Raw genomic sequence first — 16,545 nt, 5'->3', positions numbered from 1 at the left:
ATCCACAGGGTCGAGGGCCGCCCGCGGGGCCGAGGTGGGCCGAGTGCGGGGCCTTACGTGGGCGGGGCCGGCTCGCCTGGCCGGACCTGCCGGACGGCGTGGTGCAGCGCGCCGACCAAGGCGGTGGTCGTCGGCGGGTCCGGCGGGTCGCCGTAGGTGGCCAGGTAGACGTGCCGCCGGAAGTCGCGAAGTGCGCTGGTCTCGATTCCGGGCGCGCGGTGGGTGCGCAGTGCCAGCCCCGGCATGGTGGTCACGCCCATGCCCGCGGCGACCAGTGCCTGCTGGACGATGATGTCGTCGCTGGTGTAGGCGATGGGCGGGACGAAGCCCGCCTTGCCGCAGGCTTGGAGAAACTCGCGGCGGCAGTTCTCGCAGCCCGCGATCCAGGCGGAGTCGCGGTTGCCCGCCAGTGTCTGGCCGGGTTCGAGGCTGAGCAGGTACATCGGGTCGTCGAAGAGGTGCGTGGCGCGGATGTCGTCCGGTGTCGCGTCGTCGTAGCGGAAGACGACCGCGACGTCGACCTGCCCGGCTCGCAGCAGATCGAGTGCCACGCGCGGGTGGGCCTCGATCAGGCGCAGTTCGATGCCGGGGTGCTCGCGGCGCAGGATGCCCGCGGCGTGCGGCACCAGCGCGGCGAGCGCCGACTGGAAGCCGGCGACCCGGACCCGGCCGGTGCGCAGGCCCACCATCGCGGACAGTTCCGCGGCGGCGGTGTCGACCCGGCCCACGATCTCGGCGGCGCGGCGGGCCAGATGCTCGCCCTCCGGGGTGAGCCGGATGCCCCGGCCGACCCGCTGGACGAGCCTGGCGCCGGTCTCGGCCTCCAGCCTGGCCAGATGATGGCTGACGGCGGGCTGGGAGTAGTTCAGGTGCTTGGCGGCCTTGGTGACCGAACCGTGCGCGGCGATCGCCGCGAGCACCCGTAACCGCAGGATATCCAGCATGCATAAAGATTACGCATGAGTTCGCTCAATCCTTGTCATTAGACGAATGAGTAGCCGCGCGGGACGCTGAGGGGGACGAACCCGCTCTGCGAGGAGGACGCGGCGATGACACGCCCACTCACGACGCTCACCGATCTCGTCACGGCCGTGCGCCAGGCGACCGACGTGCGGACCGGCTGGACGGACACCGCGGACCTGGTCGCCGATCGGCTTCGGGCGCATCTGCCCGGCCCCGAGGTCCTGACGCCCGATCAGCGTCTCGGCCGGCCCGACCGGGTCGCGGGCCACCTGCTGCACGCCGAGCCCGACGGGGCGTTCTCCATCCTCGGCCTGGTCTGGCGCCCCGGGCAGACCACCCGGATCCACGACCACATCACCTGGTGCGTCGTGGGCGTGCTGTCCGGCATCGAGCACGAGGAACTGTTCGACGAAGCGCTCAACCCCATCGGCACGCGGGACAACCCGCCCGGCGAGGTCAGCGGCTTCGCACCGCCCGGCGACATCCACCGCATCCGCAACGCCGGCGACGAGATCGCCATCAGCCTGCACATCTACGGCACCGACATCACCCGCGTCGGGTCCAGCGCCCGCCGCTACTACAACTAGAGGAGCTCCGACCATGGACCAGCACGCCATCGACGAGGTGCTGAACCGCCCGCTCAGCCAGGAACTGCTGGCCCGCGACCTGGCCAGGCTGGCCTTCATCGCGCTCGACGGGACGCCCCGGTCGATCCCGATCGGGATCACCTGGAACGGCGCGGAGATCGTCATGTGCACCGCGACGAACGCGCGGAAACTCCCGGCGTTGCGCCGCAACCCTGCGGTCGCGCTGACGATCGACACCGAGTCGCACCCGCCGAAGGTCCTGCTCATCCGCGGCCGGGCGGAGCTGGACGCCGTCGACGGCATCCCGGAGGAGTACCTCCAGTGGAACGGCACCTATGAGATGACGCCCGAGCAACGGGCCGAGTGGGAGGAAGGCGTGAAGTCGCTCTACCTCGGCATGGTCCGGGTCGTGGTGAAGCCGACCTGGGCCAAACTGATCGACTTCGAGACGACCCTGCCCACCGCCATCGAGGAGCTCATGCAGCGGCAGAAGGAACGCCGGCTCAGCTGAACACGCACACGCGCCCCCGAACGCGGCGACCGGCCCACGAAGGACTGGTGAGGTGGTGGCGAGCCTGCCGGGGACGGGTCAGCGAGGGGCGGTGGTGGCGCGAGCGGCCGGCTCACGGCGGGGGCTTCACCGCCGCGAGAGCGCGGCGCGGGCCTTGTGCGCCAGCCCGCGGGCCATGAGCTTGAGCATGTCGCTCCGGCGGGGCTGGTTGTAGATGAGGAAGTCGTCGAACCGGTGGACTCCTCGCTCGCCCGCGACGGACGCCGCCGCGTCGCGGATGGCCGCCAGGTGGGCCACGGTCATCTCGGGGGCGCGCTCGTCGGGCTGGTAGGCGGCGCCGAGCGGGTAGTCGCGGCCTGGATGGCTCGTCATCTCGACGTGGCAGCCGAGCACGTGGGCCACGGGGTGGGTCTCGGCGAAGGCGACCAGGCGATCGAGCGTCGCGAGGTAGGCGGGGAAGTCGAAGGCGTACAGCCTGCCGGGCAGGACGGTGTCGCCCGTGAGCAGGATCGCGGTCCAGGGATCGTAGACGGTGATCGCCGCCTTGTGGTGGCCCGGCGAGCCCAGGATCGAAAGGACCCGGCCGCCCAGGTCGAAGGCGACGGTCTCGGCGGGCCAGCCCTCGCCGAATCCGAAGAACGCCCGCACGGCCTCCACTTCCCGCGCCACCACGGTGGTCGTGGGGCGGCCGGCGAACTGCGGGTCGGCGGCCACGTGGTCGCCGTGCCCGTGGGTGTGCGCGACGATCAGTTCGTACTCCTCGCGCGGGTGGTGTTCGAGCCAGGCGGCGATGAGCCGGTCGACCGTCTCGCGCAGCGGGAACAGGCCGGGGTCGGCGGTGGCGCCGGTGTCGAGCAGCAGGGCCCGGTCGTTGCCGAACAGCAGGTAGAGGAACGGGGCCTCGTAATTCACCGACTTGCTCTGGCGCATGATGACGGTGTGCTCGTCGTAGTGGTGGACCTGGATCAGCGGATCGCGGGCGGGCCTTCCAGGGGGCGCGCCGTGGCTCCACGCGACGTCCAGGGAGCCGGTGGCAGGGGCGGCGCTCACGAAGTCGATCAGGCCGTCAGTCGTCGGATTCATCATCGTCGTCCCGTGAGTCGAAATCTGGCATCGGCGTCGCCGCCATGAAGTACCGGACATGACGCTGCCCGGGTTCGAGCTGGTGAGAGCCGCTCGCGGTCCTCGTCGTGTAGGGCTCGAGGAGCGCCTTCCACCTCTCCTTGAGTTCGGCGGCCTCGTCGGCGGACAGGACGGCCACCGCGGTCACCATGCCCGCCTTGTGGTCCCATGCCTGCTCGTCGCCGCCCCCGCGGTCGATGTGGTCGAGGATCGCCTGCGTCTCGCGCTCGACCACGACCCGCTGGAGCTGCCGCGTGACGACGGCGTCGCCGCCGGCCGCGATGCGCAGCGCCGGCCGCCGGTCGGGGACCCGCCACTGCCGCTCGCGCCGGTCGCGCCCTGGGCCGGCGTCTTCCACGAAGCCGTATTTGGCGAGCTGGCGCAGGTGGAAGGAGCAGTTCGCCTGGGAGGAGCCGAGGACGCGCCCGCACCGGGCGGCCGTGGCCGGGCCGATCGTGGCGAGCAGTTCGAGCAGGTCGAGGCGGAGCGGGTGGGCCAGGGCCCTGATCGCCTTCGGATCGCTGATCTGCATATGTCAAACAATACTTTGGCATCGGCGGATGTCAAACACTTCTTTGGCTTTTGTCGTGTTCACGTCCTGCGTAGTTCCATGCCGGTGCTCCGGTGCTCCGGTGCTCCGGTGCTTCGGGAGCCGGACGGCCGGCGGAAGTCCTAGAAGAGCTCGGGGTAGGCGTGGGCCAGGTGGGCGGTCACGGCGTCGACCGCGGTGGCGGTGTCGCCGGAGACGATGGCGTCGTAGATGCGGCGGTGGTCCTCGCGCAGCACGCGCGTGTCGCCGAGCCGGTCGACCGCTTCGATCGCGTACTTGCGCATCGCCCCGCGCAGCGCGCGCATCACCGCGGCGATGAGCCGGTTGCCCGACGCCTCGGCGATGGCCACGTGGAAGGCGATGTCGTGTCGCACGAAGTCCTCGGCGCTCGCGGCGGCCTCCATGGCCAGCATCGCCTCCATCAGCGCCTCGGCGGGCTCCGGCAGGGGGGCGGCGCGCGCGGCGTGTTCGGCGGACCAGCGTTCGATCATCAGGCGGGTGTCGATGACCTCGCGCAGCGAGAGGCTGGACAGGCCGAGGCTCAGGCGCAGCAGGTCGGTCAGCGCGCTGTCGGGCCGGGAGGTGAGCACCGCCCCCGCGTCCGGGCCGCGGCCCACCTGCGAGGACACCACCCCCAGCGTCTCGAGGACGCGAATCGCCTCGCGGACCGAGGACCGGCTGACCTGGAGCTGCTCGGCCAGTTGCCGCTCGCCTGGCAGGCGGTCTCCCACCTTGAGGCCGTCGTCGGCGATGCGCCGTTCGACCTGGAGGAGCACCTCCTCGAACGCGCGCGTGCGTCGCGTGCCGTCCGCCACGTGACCGTCCCTCTCGCCTGGAGTATGGTCTGACCATACTCGGTTCCAGGGGCGTCCACCGGCGCGTTCGTTCCGGGTAGGTCCGGAGCGTCTTGAGGAAAGGCCGCGATGCGGGTCGCACTGTTCATCACGTGTGTCAACGACACGCTCTTCCCGGACACCGGCAAGGCGGTCGTGACGCTGCTGCGCCGCCTCGGATGCGAGGTGGAGTTCCCCGAGGCCCAGACGTGCTGCGGCCAGATGCACGCCAACACCGGCTACCGGGACGAGGGCGTCCGGCTGGCCCGGCACTTCCTGGACGTCTTCGCCGGATACGACGCCGTGGTGACGCCCTCGGGGTCGTGCGCCGCCATGGTGCGCGAGCAGTACCCGAAGCTGGCGGCGGGCATGGGCGCCACGCGGCCGGCGGCGTTCGCGAGCGCCCACGCGGGGCGCTCGCCGTTCGCGCGGGCGGTGGCCGAGACGGCGCCCAAGGTGCACGACCTGTCGGAGTTCCTGGTGGACGTGCTCGGCGTCACCGACGTCGGCGCCTATTTCCCGCACCGGGTGACCTACCACCCGACGTGCCACTCGCTGCGCGGCCTGCGCGTCGGCGACCGCCCCGCCGCCCTGCTGCGCAACGTCCGGGGCCTCGAACTGGTCCCGCTGCCGGGGGCCGAGGAGTGCTGCGGGTTCGGAGGCACCTTCGCGGTCAAGAACGCCGCCGTCTCCTCGGCCATGTGCGCCGACAAGGTGGCCAACGTCATGACCACCGGCGCCGAGGTGCTCTGCGCGGCCGACAACTCCTGCCTGATGCACATCGGCGGCACGCTGAACCGCCAGCGCTCCGGCGTCCGGGTCATGCACCTGGCGGAGATCCTCGCGAGCACCGAGGCCGAGCGGTGAGGCGGCCCCTGTCCGCCCGCGAGGGAGCCCTGTCCGCACGCGAAACGGTTCTGTCCGTCCGCGAGGGAGCCCCGTCCGCTCGCGAAGCGGTCCTGTCCGCCCGCGAAGGAGCCCCGTGCTTCCACACCTGTGAAGGAGACACGCGATGAGCGGCCCCGGGCAGGGCACCTTTCTCGGGATGCCCTCCTTCCCGCGCAACGCCGAGAAGGCGCTGGCGGACTCCCAGCTGCGGTTCAACCTGCGCAAGGCCACCCACACCATCCGGGCCAGGCGCGGCGCGGTGGTGTCGGAGCTGCCCGACTGGCACGAACTGCGCGAGGCCGGGCGCGCCATCAAGGACGACGTACTGCGCAACCTCGACCGCTACCTGGTCCAGGCCGAGGAGGCCGTCGTCAAGGCGGGCGGCCACGTCCACTGGGCGTCGGACGCCGCCGAGGCCGACCGCATCGTCACCGGCCTGATCAAGGCCACCGGCGAGACGCGGGTCATGAAGGTCAAGTCCATGGCGACGCAGGAGATCGACCTCAACGAGGCCCTGGAACGCGAAGGCATCACCGCCTACGAGACCGACCTGGCCGAGCTCATCGTCCAGCTCGGCGACGACTGGCCCTCGCACATCCTGGTGCCGGCCATCCACCGCAACCGCTCGGAGATCCGCGAGATCTTCCTCGCGCACATGGGGGAGTGGGGCCGTCCCGCCCCCGAAGGCCTGGGGGACGAGCCCGGCACGCTCGCCGACGCCGCCCGCCTGCACCTGCGCGAGCGCTTCCTGTCCACCAAGGTCGGCGTCTCGGGCGCCAACTTCTTGATCGCCGAGACCGGCACGCTCGTCGTGCTGGAGTCGGAGGGCAACGGCCGCATGTGCCTGACCCTGCCGCGGACCCTGATCAGCGTGGTGGGCATCGAGAAGGTCCTGCCGACCTGGCGCGACCTGGAGGTGTTCCTGCAGCTTCTGCCGCGCAGCTCCACGGGGGAGCGCATGAACCCCTACACCTCCATGTGGACCGGCGCCGCGGAGGGCCAGGAGTTCCATCTGGTGCTGCTGGACAACGGCCGCACCGACGTCCTGGCCGACGAGATCGGGCGCCAGGCACTGCGCTGCATCCGCTGCTCGGCCTGCCTGAACGTCTGCCCGGTGTACGAGCGGGTCGGCGGCCACGCGTACGGCTCGGTCTACCCGGGGCCGATCGGGGCCATCCTCACCCCGCAGCTTCGCGGCATGACCTCCGAGTTGGACGCCTCGCTGCCGTACGCCTCCAGTCTGTGCGGGGCGTGCTACGACGTGTGCCCGGTGGCCATCGACATCCCCGAGGTGCTGGTCCACCTGCGGGCCAAGGCTCCGCACGCCCCGGCCGAGCGGGCCGGGCTGGCGGCCGCCGGCTGGGTGCTGGACAAGCCCGTGCGGCTGCGGAGCGCCCAACGGCTGGCCACCCGCCTTCGCGGGCTGGTGCCCAAGACGCACCTGCCGGGCCCCGGCGCGGCCTGGACCGCCACCCGGGACGTGCCGCCCGTGCCGCGCGAGTCGTTCCGCGACTGGTGGCGGCGCACGCAGGAGGAGGACCGATGAGCTCGCAGGGAGAAGTGGTCTCGGTGCGCGTCCGCGAGGTGGGCCGATGAGCTCGTGCGGAGAGATGATCGTGGCGCGCGTCCGCGTGGAGGGCCGATGAGCTCGCGCGAGGCCATCTTGGCGCGCATCCGCTCGGCCGTCGCCGGCGCGCCGCCGGTGGAGGTGACGCGCGGTTACCGTCCTTCCCGGGATGAGCCGGGCGACGTCGAACTGTTCGCCGAACGGGTCCGCGACTACCGGGCGACCGTGCACGCCGTCCCCGCCGGCCAGGTGGCGGCCACGGTCGCGGACGCGCTGGCCCGCCGGGGCGCGCGCCGCGTGGTCGTCCCCGGCGGGCTGCCCGAGGAGTGGCTGGGCGCGTTGCCGGCCGGCGTCGAACGACTGGGCGACGTCCCGCCGCCGTCCGCCGCCGAGCTGGACGCGGCGGACGGCGTGGTCACCGGCTGCGCGGCCGCCATCGCCGAGACCGGCACGATCATCCTGGACGCGGGCCCCGGCCAGGGACGCAGAGCCCTCACCCTGGTGCCCGACTACCACCTGTGCGTCGTGCGCGCCGGGCAGATCGTGCCCGGCGTCCCCGAGGCGGTCGCACGCCTGGACGCGTCGCGGCCGATGACGTGGATCAGCGGCCCGTCGGCGACCAGCGACATCGAGCTGAACCGCGTCGAGGGGGTGCACGGCCCCCGCACGCTCGAGGTGATCATCGTCCTCTGACGTCCACCTCGTCCGCCCCGGTACGGCTGCCGCGCGCCGTGCCGGGGTTCGTTGTTCTCAACGTCCAGTGAAGTACTTGAATGGGAGTTGAGTGCTTGCTAACTTGTTGAGTACAGGAAAGGGGGATGAGGGCATGAACGCCGGTGACGACCAGGGTGCAGGCACGCACACGGGCTCCGACACGGACATGAGCGCGGGCGAGGCGCTCGCGCAGATCGGCCGCGTGCGCAGGAGCGTCGGACGGTCCGCCGCCGCGATGGGGTGGCTCTACCTCGTCTGGGGCGTCGCGGCGCTGCTGTACTGGCCGGCGATGTTCTTCGCCTCGTCGCCCATCCCGCGGATCGCCGGCATCGCCTGGCTGGCGATGACCGCGCTGTCCTTCGTCTACGCCTACAGCCTCGGCGTCTACGGCCACTCCCGCCTGCACTCGCGGGTGGCCCTCGTCTGGGTGGCCGTCATGGTCGGCGTGGCGCTGTTCGGGTACTACGTCATGCCCGAGCGGCCCTCCGGTTGGTGGGTGGCCGCGGGCCTCGCCGCCGCGGTCGCCGCCGCCGTCCCCGTGCTGTACGCCGCCTGGCGCCTGCGTCCCTGGGACGGCGCCAGGTGACCGAGAGCGGCGCCCACCCCCGCCACGACCTGGACCAGCTCATCCACACGCCGGTCCGCCTGTCGATCATGGCGGCGCTGGCCGCCGCGGACAACGTGGAGTTCCGGTTCCTGCGCGACACCATCGAGGTCAGCGACTCGCTGCTGTCCAAGCACATGCTGACCCTCGAAGAGGCCGGCTACGTCAAGGTCGAGAAGGCCTTCATCAGCAAGAAGCCCGGCACCTGGCTCTCGCTCACCCCCCGGGGACGCGAGGCCTTCCGCGAGTACGTCTCGGTGCTCGAGAAGATCATGAAGGGATCCCCCCATGCTTGAGGTGGAAGGGCTCGAGAAGCGCTACGGCGACACCGTCGCGCTCGACGGCGTGAGCCTGACCGTTCGCCCCGGCGAGATGTTCGGCTTCGTCGGCGCCAACGGGGCCGGCAAGACGACCACCATGCGCATCGTGATGGGGGTGCTCGGCGCCGACGCCGGGCGGGTGCGCTGGAACGGCGCGCCCGTCGGCCACGACACCCGCCGCAGGTTCGGCTACATGCCCGAAGAACGCGGGCTGTACGCCAAGATGCGGGTGGCCGAGCAGGTCGAGTACTTCGGCCGGCTCAGCGGCATGGCCGCGCCGGACGCCCGCCGCTCCGCCGACGCCCTCATCGAGCGGCTGGGCCTGGCCGGGCGGCGCGGCGACGACGTCGACAGCCTGTCCCTGGGCAACCAGCAGCGCGTCCAGCTCGCCGCCGCGCTCATCCACGATCCCGAAATGCTCGTCCTGGACGAGCCGTTCTCCGGCCTGGACCCGATCGCCGTCGACGCGCTGGCCGGGGTGCTCGCCGAGCGCGCCGCCGCCGGGGTGCCGGTCGTCTTCTCCAGCCACCAGCTCGACCTGGTCGAACGGCTCTGCGACTCGGTCGGCATCATCAAGGCCGGCCGCATGGTCGCGGTGGGCACCGTCGCCGAGCTGCGCGCACGGGAGTCGCGCAAGCGCCTGCGCATCGTCGTGACCGGCGCCGAGGCCGGCTGGGCCGACCGGCTGCCCGGGGAGATCGTCGCCAGGACCGACCGTTCCCCGCTCGCGGCGGCCGAGGAGCACGAGCGCTACGACGAGGTGATCCTCGTCCCGACCGACGACCAGGAGGCGCTGCGGCTGGCCACGCGGGCCGGCCGGGTCCAGCACTTCGGCTGGCAGGAGCCCGGCCTGGCCGACATCTTCCGCGAGGTGGTCGCGTGAACCCCATCGTCCTGGTCGCCCGCCGTGAGATCGCCGTGCGCGGCCGCACCAAGGGATACCGCTACGGCCTGCTCGTCACCGCCGTGCTGGTCGCCGTGCTCGCCATGCTCCCCAAGCTGTTCGGCGGCGCGGACGACCACGCCATCGGGCTCGCAGGCGCGCGGGCCGACCGGCTGCAGGCCGCGCTCAGCGCCCAGGCGGCGCAGGACGCCGACCGGTCCATCAAGGTCACGCGCTACGCCGACGAGGCGGCGGCCCGCGCGGCCGTCGCCGCGGGCGACGTCGAGGCGGCGATCGTGGACAACACCTCCGTGATCTCCAAGACCGTCCTGGGCACCGGACTCTCGGTCCTGCTCGACACCGCCCACCGCATGGTCACCACGGAACAGAACCTCGCCTCGGCGGGCCTGGACCCGGCGAAGGTCGCCCAGGCCCAGCAGGTGACCGTCATGTCGAGGGTCACGCTGAACGGCAGCGGCGAGGACGCCACCGTCCGGATGGTGATCGCGTTGACCATCGTCGTCGTCCTGTTCATGCTGCTCCTCCAGATCTGCACCTGGGTCGCGATGGGCGTCGTGGAGGAGAAGGGCAGCCGCATCGTCGAGATCCTGCTGACGCTGGTACGGCCATGGCAGTTGCTGGCCGGGAAGGTCATCGGCCTCGGCGTGCTCGGGCTGTCCCAGCTGGTCGTCATCGCCGCCGTCGGGCTCGCCGCCGCGCAGATCTCCGGCGCGGTGCCCCACCTGCCCGACGGCACCTACGGGGTGGTGGCCGGCGTGGTCGTGTGGTTCCTGCTCGGCTACGCCTTCTACGCGGCGATGTTCGCCGCGATCGCCTCGCTGGTGTCGCGGCAGGAGGAGCTGAGCGGCGTTCTGAGCCCGGCCACGATGCTCATGACGGCCTCCTATCTGGTCGGGTTCTTCGTGGGCCAGTCGCCCGACAGCACGCTGGCGCGGGTGCTGTCCATCGTCCCGCCGTTCTCCTCGATGCTCATGCCGGTGCGCTCCACCGTCGTGCGGGTGCCGGTGTGGGAGACCGCCCTGGCCATGGGCCTGATGGTGGCCGCGGTGGCCGCCGTGCTGTACGCCGGCGGGCGGGTCTACCAGCGGGCGGTGCTGCGCACGGGCACCCGGGTGCGGTGGAGCGAGGTGCTGCGCCGCCACTCCTGAACCCTCGCGGCCTCCGCGCGGCCTCCGCGCGGCTTCCTCGGACGGCTCTTTGACCACCGCGGCTTCCGTGGACGGCCGTGAACTCCTGCGGCCTCCGCGGACGGCGCCCGGCGTGCGCGTCCGCTGGGACCGGTGTGACGGGAGACCACGTGGTCCCGGCCGAACCGGCGCACCGTACCGGTTCACCCGGGCCCGCCAAGTTGCGGACACCCCCCCTTGTGCGATGAGCTGATGTGTCCGCACAAGGGGGATGAAGATTGACCGGCTTCGATCAGCACCTGACGATCACCACCCGGCGGCTGCTCCTGCGGCCCTTCGGCCCACGGGACGCCGACCGGGTGCGCGCCATCCTCGAGTCGGGTGCGCAGTTCCTCCCGCCGGGCGTGCCCGGCCATCCGTCCGGCGTGCCGCAGTGGCTCTCGTACGGCGTGCACGAGCTGTGGCGCTCCGGCCAGGGCATCCACCTGGCCATGGTCGCCGAGGGCACGGTCGTCGGCGCCATCAGCCTGTTCAAGACCGTCTGGGGCGCCGGGACGGCCGAGGTCGGGTACGGAGTCCACCCCTTGCACCGTGGCCGGGGGTACGCCCCCGAGGCCGTCAGCGGCCTGACCGAGTGGGCGCTCACCAAGGGCGGCCTGCGCCGCGTCGAGCTGCGCGCCAACCTGGACAACACCGCCTCCCTGCGCGTCGCCGAGAAGTCCGGATTCACCCGTGAGGGGCTGCTGCGCGGCGCGGGCTACGAGGACGACGGCCCGCACGACCTGGTCGTGTTCGGGCTGCTCGCCCGCGACCTGGCGATGGGCCCGCCCACGATGAACGGCCGGGGCTTCGGGACGGGCGTGCGCCTCGAGAGCGAGCGGCTCATCCTGCGCCCGTTCACCGGCACCGACGCCAAGGACGTCTTCGAGGCCGTCGACGGCGACCCCGAGATCAACCGCTGGATGCCCTGGGCCGCGGGATACGACCTGCAGAGGGCCTACGAATGGTGCACCAGGTTCGCCCACGTGGACTCGGTGAACGGCGTGCAGTTCGCCATCGAGTCGAAGGCCGGCGGTCGCCTGGCCGGGTCCGCCGGCATCCAGCGGGCCGACTGGGAACGCGGCGACGTCGAGGTGGGCTACTGGATCTCGCCGTGGGCGCGCCGCCAGGGCATCGCCTGCGAGGCGACGCGCGCCGTCAGCACGTTTCTGATGATGCGCGGCTTCCACCGGGTCACGCTGCTGGTCGCCATCGGAAACGTGGCCAGCCAGGCCGTGGCCCGCAAGGCCGGCTTCACCGAGGAGGGCGTCCTGCGCGGGGCGCTGCCCATCTCCGGCGGCATATCCGACGCGGTCCTGTTCAGCCTGCTCAAGGGCGAGACCGTCTGACGAGACCGTTCGATGCGCCCTCCCGGCCGCACCCGGACGTCCGAGTACCCGCTGAGGTCGGCGAATCACGCGCTGTGACGATAGGAAGGCATCTCCAGGGTACGTAAGGCCCGCGGGCCGGACGACCATGAACGGAAGGTCTGGGTTCGCCCAAAAGGTGAGCAAAGGCATGTCCAAGCGTTGACAGATTCAGATATCCTCGCGACCCGACCAGAAAACCGCAGGTCAAAGGATCGGAGATCCATATGAAGCCGCCGCTTCTGCTCATAGGGCACGGCGCCCACGATGACACGGGCGCGGCAGAGTTCGGCCGTTTCGTCCACCGACTGCGGTGCCGTCTGGACCAGGTCGCCGCGGACGTGTCCGGCGGCTTCGTGGCCAAGGGCCGGCCGTCGCTGAACGACTCCGTGGCCTCTCTCCTCGCCCGCGGACACCACCGCCTCGTGACCGTCCCGCTCGCCCTCGGCGACAACGGTGACATTCCCGCCGAGATCGCTCGAGCGCAGGTCATGCACCCCACCCTCAGCTGCGACCTCGCCCGCCCGCTCGACGCCTCACCCCAGGTGCTGGGCCTGATGGCCGAGCGGCTCGCGGACGCGCTCGCCGAGATGCCCCGGCTCGCCTCCGTCACCGTGGGGGACGAGCACGGCGAGGCGGCCTGGGAGCCGATCTCCCCTGCCGAGACCGCCGTGGTGCTGGTGGGGCACGGATCACCGGACACCGCCGCCAACGCCGAGGTCCACCGCGTGTCCCGCCTGTTCTGGGAGACCCACGCCGCCGACCTGCTGACCGTCGAGACCGCGTACGTCTCCGACGCCCCGCCGTCGGTCGCGCAGGGCATCGAACGCTGCCGCCGCCTGGGCGCCAAGCGGGTCGTCGTGCTTCCCTACCTGCTGTTCGCCGGCGGTGTCCTCGAACGCATCTGGGCGGAGGCGCTGGCCTACGCCGCCGGGCACATCGACCTCGACGTGCGCTGCGCCGAGGTGATCGGCGACTGCGAGGGCCTGGCCGACCTGATCATCGACAGATACGAACAAGCCCTCCACGCCGCCTCCCCATGGCCGAGCCAGCAGAACGGCACCCCCTTCGCCCTGCGCACCCCCTTCGACGCGGACACCGCCGCCTTCGCCCCGGACGTCCCCTTCGACGCGGACAGTGCCGCTTTCGACGCGGACACCCTCTTCGAGGCGAACACCGCCTTCGAGGCGAACACCCTCTTCGAGGCGGACACCGCCTTCGAGGCGGACACCGCCTTCGAGGCGGACACCGCCTTCGAGGCGGACACCGCCGCCTTCGAGGCGAACACCGCCGCCTTCGAGGCGGACACCGCCGCCTTCGAGGCGAACACCGCCGCCTTCGAGGCGAGCACCGCCGCTTTCGGCGCGGACACCGCTGCCTTCGGCGCGGTCGAAGGGAAGCTCCGGGCGTTCACCGATCCCGTCGAAGCCGTCCTCGACCCCGCCGACGAGCCTCTGTCCTTGGAAGAACTGGACTCCCTCCCGGCCCCCGAGATCCTCGAAGACCCGACCGCCCCCGTCCTGCAAGGCGACGACGTCCTGCGAGGCGACGACGTCCTGCGCGAAGACGCCCTGCTACGGGGAGACGGCGTGCTGGGCGGAGACGAACCCCCCGTCCGCCGCCTGAACCGCGACCAGCCCACCCTCGCCGAAGGCCTCGTGTAGCCCTCCCACGGCTTCCCGCGCGGGCAGGTACGGTTCCCCCAAGCCGCTCGCCGCCCGCGCTTCGACCTCGCCGCCCCACCCCTGGTCCTCAACCCGACCCGCGATTTGCCTGACCAGGCGCTCCTACCTGTGTTGGCCTCTTCCCGGCGCCGGGTCGGCGAGAGGGGGGTCGGCGAATCCGGCGCCGCTTGCGGCGGGAACCCGGTGACCTTTCGTGGTCGGGCCGGCCGGGGCCCCGGATGGCGGGGTCGGGGGGCGCATGCGCGAGACTTCTTCGGCGCGGATGGTCGTTCGCGAGGCTTCCTCCGCGAGGCTTCCTCCGCGCACCCCTGGCGGCGAAGTGGTCCGGCCGCCAGGCCCCCCGGCGGAAGGACTGGTGTGATCGTGCACGATGGCCCCCTGGCACGCACCCTGGCGGCGATCAGGCCCGCCGACACCGAGGCGATGGACCTGGCGCGAGCCCATCAGGACCGCCTGACCAAGCCCCGCGGAGCGCTCGGAGCCCTGGAGGACGTCGCCGTACGCCTCGCCGGCGTCGCGGGGGCCTGCCCGCCCCCGCTCCCGGCTCCCGCCGCCCTGGCGATCTTCGCCGGTGACCACGGCGTGCACGCCCAGGGGGTCACCCCCTGGCCGCAGGAGGTCACCGCCCAGATGGTGGCGAACTTCCTCGCGGGTGGTGCGGTGGCCAACGCCTTCGCGGCCCAGGCCGGCGCGTCGGTGACCGTGGTGGACGTCGGAGTCGCGGCCGACCTGCCGGAGGCCCCCGGCCTGGTCTCCCGCAAGGTCGCCTACGGCACCGCCGATCTGTCGCAGGGCCCGGCCATGACCCCCGACCAGGCCGTCGCGGCACTGGAAGCGGGCATCGCCGTCGCGGTCGACCTGATCGACGCGGGCGCGGCCTGTCTGATCACCGGCGACATGGGCATCGCCAACACCACGGCCTCGGCCGCGCTCATCTGCGCCTTCACCGGACACGACCCCGCGCTGGCCACGGGAAGGGGCACGGGCGTCGACGACACGACCCTCGAGCTCAAGATCGCCGTCATCCGCCGCGCCCTTGAGATCAACAACCTTTCCGCACCCCCGGCGTCAGCGGCCTCCCCGGGCGTGTCCGAAGGCGTTCCGGAGGCGCTGCGCACGTTGGCCGCGGTCGGTGGGTTGGAGCACGCCGCCCTGGCCGGGTTCATCCTCGCCTCCGCCGCGGCCCGCGTCCCCGTCATCCTGGACGGGGTGATCGCCGGGTCGTCGGCCCTGGTCGCCGCCGCGCTGTCCCCGCACGCCATCGACTACTGCGTGGCGGGCCATCGCTCGGCCGAGCCCGGTCATGGGCTCGCGCTCGACCATCTCGGCCTCCGAGCGCTGGTCGACCTGGAGCTCCGTCTGGGCGAGGGCACCGGCGCGCTGCTCGCCTACCCGCTGGTCGGCTCGGCGGTCCGCGTCATGCACGAGGTCGCGACCTTCGACTCCGCCGGCGTGACCGACAAGGACACCCGGCCCACGTCCCCATGACCGGGAAGGAACGCCCACCTCGGGATCAGAGAAGCGACGTCCGCGTCTGGGACCTCTGACGGACGCGGACGCGCGCCCGAAGCCGTGGACGCTGATCGAACGCCGGACGGCCCTATATCGGGTGGTGTGCGGCGCCGGCTTCGGCGCCATTCCGGGAGAGTCGGCTAGCAGGGGAATTTTGCCGACAATGCGGTTAAATGGTGACGTTCTGCTGTCAGGCGTGATTGGACCACGATGCGTTACGGCCCGATGTTCGGACCCGACATCACCTTCCTCGGCGTGGAGCGCTGCGACCTCGGCGATCCGGCGAGCTTCGAGGGAGCGGACGTCGTGATCGTCGGGGCGCCCTTCGACGGCGGCACCAGCAACCGCCCCGGCGCCCGGTTCGGCCCGATGGCCCTGCGGCAGGCGTGCTACCTGCCCCACGACGGATCGCGTCCGAGCCTCGCTCTCCGCGTGGATCCCCTGCAGGACCTCAAGGTCCTGGACGCCGGCGACGTCGAATGCTTCTCGGGCGACATCGAGACCTCCATCCGCAACATCGAGGAGGCCGTCCACACGATCTCCGCCTCCGGAGCCGTCCCGCTGATCCTCGGCGGCGACCACACCGTGGCCCTTCCGGACGCGCGCGGCGTCGCCCGCCACCACGGGTACGGCCGGGTCTCCATGATCCACTTCGACGCGCACGCGGACACCGGCGACGTCGAGTTCGGCAACCTCTACGGGCACGGCCAGCCGATGCGGCGCCTCATCGAGTCCGAGGCGATCCGCGGCGACAGGTTCCTGCAGATCGGGCTGCGCGGATACTGGCCCGGCCCCGACACGCTCGACTGGATGGCCCAGCAGCGCATGCGCTCCTACGAGATGACCGAGATCGTGGAGCGCGGGCTCACCGAGTGCCTGACCGAGGCGTTCGCCATCGCCACCGACGAGTGCGACGGGGTGTTCCTCTCGGTGGACATCGATGTGTGCGACCCCGGGCACGCGCCGGGCACCGGCACTCCCGAGCCCGGCGGTCTGTCCTCCCGCCAGCTCCTCGACGCCGTCCGCCGCATCTGTTACGAGCTGCCGGTGGTCGGCATCGACGTCGTCGAGGTGTCCCCGCCGTACGACCACGCGGACATCACCGCCTACCTCGGCAACCGGGTCATCCTGGAGGCGCTGTCGGCCATCGCGCGCAGGCGCGAGACGGCCGCGGGAGGCGAGCCCTGGGATCCGCGAAAGCCGCTCCTGGAAGGCAGGCGAGCCGTGCCTCCCGCGGCGGCGGGCCTGTAGG

The 16,545-nt window shown here is 71.9% G+C and carries 17 protein-coding genes; 13 read left to right on the top strand and 4 right to left on the bottom strand.

Annotated features, from left to right (window positions below; all coding sequences use genetic code 11):
* Positions 1–53: 53 nt before the first annotated feature.
* Positions 54–944 carry a LysR family transcriptional regulator gene (locus ABZU32_RS29155; RefSeq protein WP_354926977.1) on the bottom strand — a complete coding sequence of 297 codons (891 nt, stop codon included), beginning with the start codon at positions 942–944 and terminating at the stop codon, positions 54–56.
* Positions 945–1,049: 105 nt separating this feature from the next.
* On the opposite strand from ABZU32_RS29155, the gene ABZU32_RS29150 reads away from it, so the two are divergent.
* Positions 1,050–1,550, top strand: coding sequence for a cysteine dioxygenase family protein (locus ABZU32_RS29150; protein WP_354926975.1), 501 nt, complete (start codon positions 1,050–1,052; stop codon positions 1,548–1,550).
* A 13-nt stretch (positions 1,551–1,563) separates the two neighbouring features.
* On the top strand, positions 1,564–2,061 hold the full coding sequence (locus ABZU32_RS29145; protein ID WP_354926973.1) for a pyridoxamine 5'-phosphate oxidase family protein: 498 nt from the start codon (positions 1,564–1,566) through the stop codon (positions 2,059–2,061).
* 126 nt (positions 2,062–2,187) lie between these two features.
* Here ABZU32_RS29145 and ABZU32_RS29140 read toward each other — a convergent pair whose 3' ends face one another.
* The 3 genes from ABZU32_RS29140 to ABZU32_RS29130 all read right to left on the bottom strand — a co-directional run bounded on the left by ABZU32_RS29140 (position 2,188) and on the right by ABZU32_RS29130 (position 4,548).
* Positions 2,188–3,144 (bottom strand): MBL fold metallo-hydrolase, encoded by a 957-nt coding sequence (locus tag ABZU32_RS29140; RefSeq protein WP_354926971.1) that lies wholly within the window; start codon positions 3,142–3,144, stop codon positions 2,188–2,190.
* Positions 3,128–3,715 carry a helix-turn-helix domain-containing protein gene (locus ABZU32_RS29135; RefSeq protein ID WP_354926969.1) on the bottom strand — a complete coding sequence of 196 codons (588 nt, stop codon included), beginning with the start codon at positions 3,713–3,715 and terminating at the stop codon, positions 3,128–3,130. The genes ABZU32_RS29140 and ABZU32_RS29135 overlap by 17 nt, the downstream gene beginning before the upstream one ends.
* 140 nt (positions 3,716–3,855) lie before the next feature.
* Entirely contained in the window at positions 3,856–4,548 is a 693-nt protein-coding gene (locus ABZU32_RS29130) for an FCD domain-containing protein (RefSeq protein ID WP_354926967.1), read from the bottom strand.
* Between the two features lie 108 nt (positions 4,549–4,656).
* On the opposite strand from ABZU32_RS29130, the gene ABZU32_RS29125 reads away from it, so the two are divergent.
* From ABZU32_RS29125 to speB, 11 genes are all read left to right on the top strand, one after another.
* Positions 4,657–5,433, top strand: coding sequence for a (Fe-S)-binding protein (locus ABZU32_RS29125; RefSeq protein ID WP_354926965.1), 777 nt, complete (start codon positions 4,657–4,659; stop codon positions 5,431–5,433).
* 145 nt (positions 5,434–5,578) lie between these two features.
* Positions 5,579–7,000, top strand: a complete 1,422-nt coding sequence (locus ABZU32_RS29120; RefSeq protein WP_354850524.1) for a lactate utilization protein B — start codon at positions 5,579–5,581, stop codon at positions 6,998–7,000.
* Between the two features lie 96 nt (positions 7,001–7,096).
* The gene (locus ABZU32_RS29115) at positions 7,097–7,714 is read left to right on the top strand and encodes a lactate utilization protein C (protein WP_354926963.1); all 618 of its coding nucleotides are present in this window, start codon (positions 7,097–7,099) and stop codon (positions 7,712–7,714) included.
* Positions 7,715–7,847: 133 nt separating this feature from the next.
* Entirely contained in the window at positions 7,848–8,321 is a 474-nt protein-coding gene (locus ABZU32_RS29110; RefSeq protein ID WP_354926961.1) for a hypothetical protein, read from the top strand.
* Positions 8,318–8,635, top strand: a complete 318-nt coding sequence (locus tag ABZU32_RS29105; protein WP_354850531.1) for a transcriptional regulator — start codon at positions 8,318–8,320, stop codon at positions 8,633–8,635. The genes ABZU32_RS29110 and ABZU32_RS29105 overlap by 4 nt, the downstream gene beginning before the upstream one ends.
* Entirely contained in the window at positions 8,628–9,542 is a 915-nt protein-coding gene (locus tag ABZU32_RS29100; protein ID WP_354926959.1) for an ATP-binding cassette domain-containing protein, read from the top strand. The genes ABZU32_RS29105 and ABZU32_RS29100 overlap by 8 nt, the downstream gene beginning before the upstream one ends.
* Positions 9,539–10,711, top strand: coding sequence for an ABC transporter permease (locus tag ABZU32_RS29095; RefSeq protein ID WP_354926957.1), 1,173 nt, complete (start codon positions 9,539–9,541; stop codon positions 10,709–10,711). Before ABZU32_RS29100 ends, ABZU32_RS29095 begins: the two co-directional genes overlap by 4 nt.
* 257 nt (positions 10,712–10,968) lie before the next feature.
* Positions 10,969–12,078 carry a GNAT family N-acetyltransferase gene (locus tag ABZU32_RS29090; RefSeq protein ID WP_354850540.1) on the top strand — a complete coding sequence of 370 codons (1,110 nt, stop codon included), beginning with the start codon at positions 10,969–10,971 and terminating at the stop codon, positions 12,076–12,078.
* Between the two features lie 245 nt (positions 12,079–12,323).
* Positions 12,324–13,760, top strand: coding sequence for a sirohydrochlorin chelatase (locus ABZU32_RS29085; RefSeq protein WP_354926955.1), 1,437 nt, complete (start codon positions 12,324–12,326; stop codon positions 13,758–13,760).
* Positions 13,761–14,138: 378 nt separating this feature from the next.
* Positions 14,139–15,269 carry a nicotinate-nucleotide--dimethylbenzimidazole phosphoribosyltransferase gene (cobT, locus tag ABZU32_RS29080; RefSeq protein ID WP_354926953.1) on the top strand — a complete coding sequence of 377 codons (1,131 nt, stop codon included), beginning with the start codon at positions 14,139–14,141 and terminating at the stop codon, positions 15,267–15,269.
* 249 nt (positions 15,270–15,518) lie between these two features.
* Positions 15,519–16,544 (top strand): agmatinase, encoded by a 1,026-nt coding sequence (speB, locus tag ABZU32_RS29075; protein WP_354926951.1) that lies wholly within the window; start codon positions 15,519–15,521, stop codon positions 16,542–16,544.
* Position 16,545: the final 1 nt, after the last annotated feature.

This window comes from Sphaerisporangium sp. NPDC005288, assembly GCF_040607475.1.
GTDB classification, from domain to species: Bacteria; Actinomycetota; Actinomycetes; order Streptosporangiales; family Streptosporangiaceae; genus Sphaerisporangium; species Sphaerisporangium rhizosphaerae.
The sequence above is the reverse complement of the archived record's forward strand: the minus strand, read 5'-3'. Positions and strand labels throughout refer to the sequence as shown.

Coding starts and splice junctions, on each gene's coding strand:
- ABZU32_RS29135 (WP_354926969.1), bottom strand. CDS start 3,715: ATGCAGATCAGCGATCCGAAGGCGATCAGGGCCCTGGCCCACCCGCTC.
- ABZU32_RS29155 (WP_354926977.1), bottom strand. CDS start 944: ATGCTGGATATCCTGCGGTTACGGGTGCTCGCGGCGATCGCCGCGCAC.
- ABZU32_RS29150 (WP_354926975.1), top strand. CDS start 1,050: ATGACACGCCCACTCACGACGCTCACCGATCTCGTCACGGCCGTGCGC.
- ABZU32_RS29120 (WP_354850524.1), top strand. CDS start 5,579: ATGAGCGGCCCCGGGCAGGGCACCTTTCTCGGGATGCCCTCCTTCCCG.
- ABZU32_RS29140 (WP_354926971.1), bottom strand. CDS start 3,144: ATGAATCCGACGACTGACGGCCTGATCGACTTCGTGAGCGCCGCCCCT.
- ABZU32_RS29110 (WP_354926961.1), top strand. CDS start 7,848: ATGAACGCCGGTGACGACCAGGGTGCAGGCACGCACACGGGCTCCGAC.
- ABZU32_RS29100 (WP_354926959.1), top strand. CDS start 8,628: ATGCTTGAGGTGGAAGGGCTCGAGAAGCGCTACGGCGACACCGTCGCG.
- ABZU32_RS29125 (WP_354926965.1), top strand. CDS start 4,657: ATGCGGGTCGCACTGTTCATCACGTGTGTCAACGACACGCTCTTCCCG.
- ABZU32_RS29145 (WP_354926973.1), top strand. CDS start 1,564: ATGGACCAGCACGCCATCGACGAGGTGCTGAACCGCCCGCTCAGCCAG.
- ABZU32_RS29085 (WP_354926955.1), top strand. CDS start 12,324: ATGAAGCCGCCGCTTCTGCTCATAGGGCACGGCGCCCACGATGACACG.
- speB (WP_354926951.1), top strand. CDS start 15,519: ATGTTCGGACCCGACATCACCTTCCTCGGCGTGGAGCGCTGCGACCTC.
- ABZU32_RS29115 (WP_354926963.1), top strand. CDS start 7,097: ATGAGCTCGCGCGAGGCCATCTTGGCGCGCATCCGCTCGGCCGTCGCC.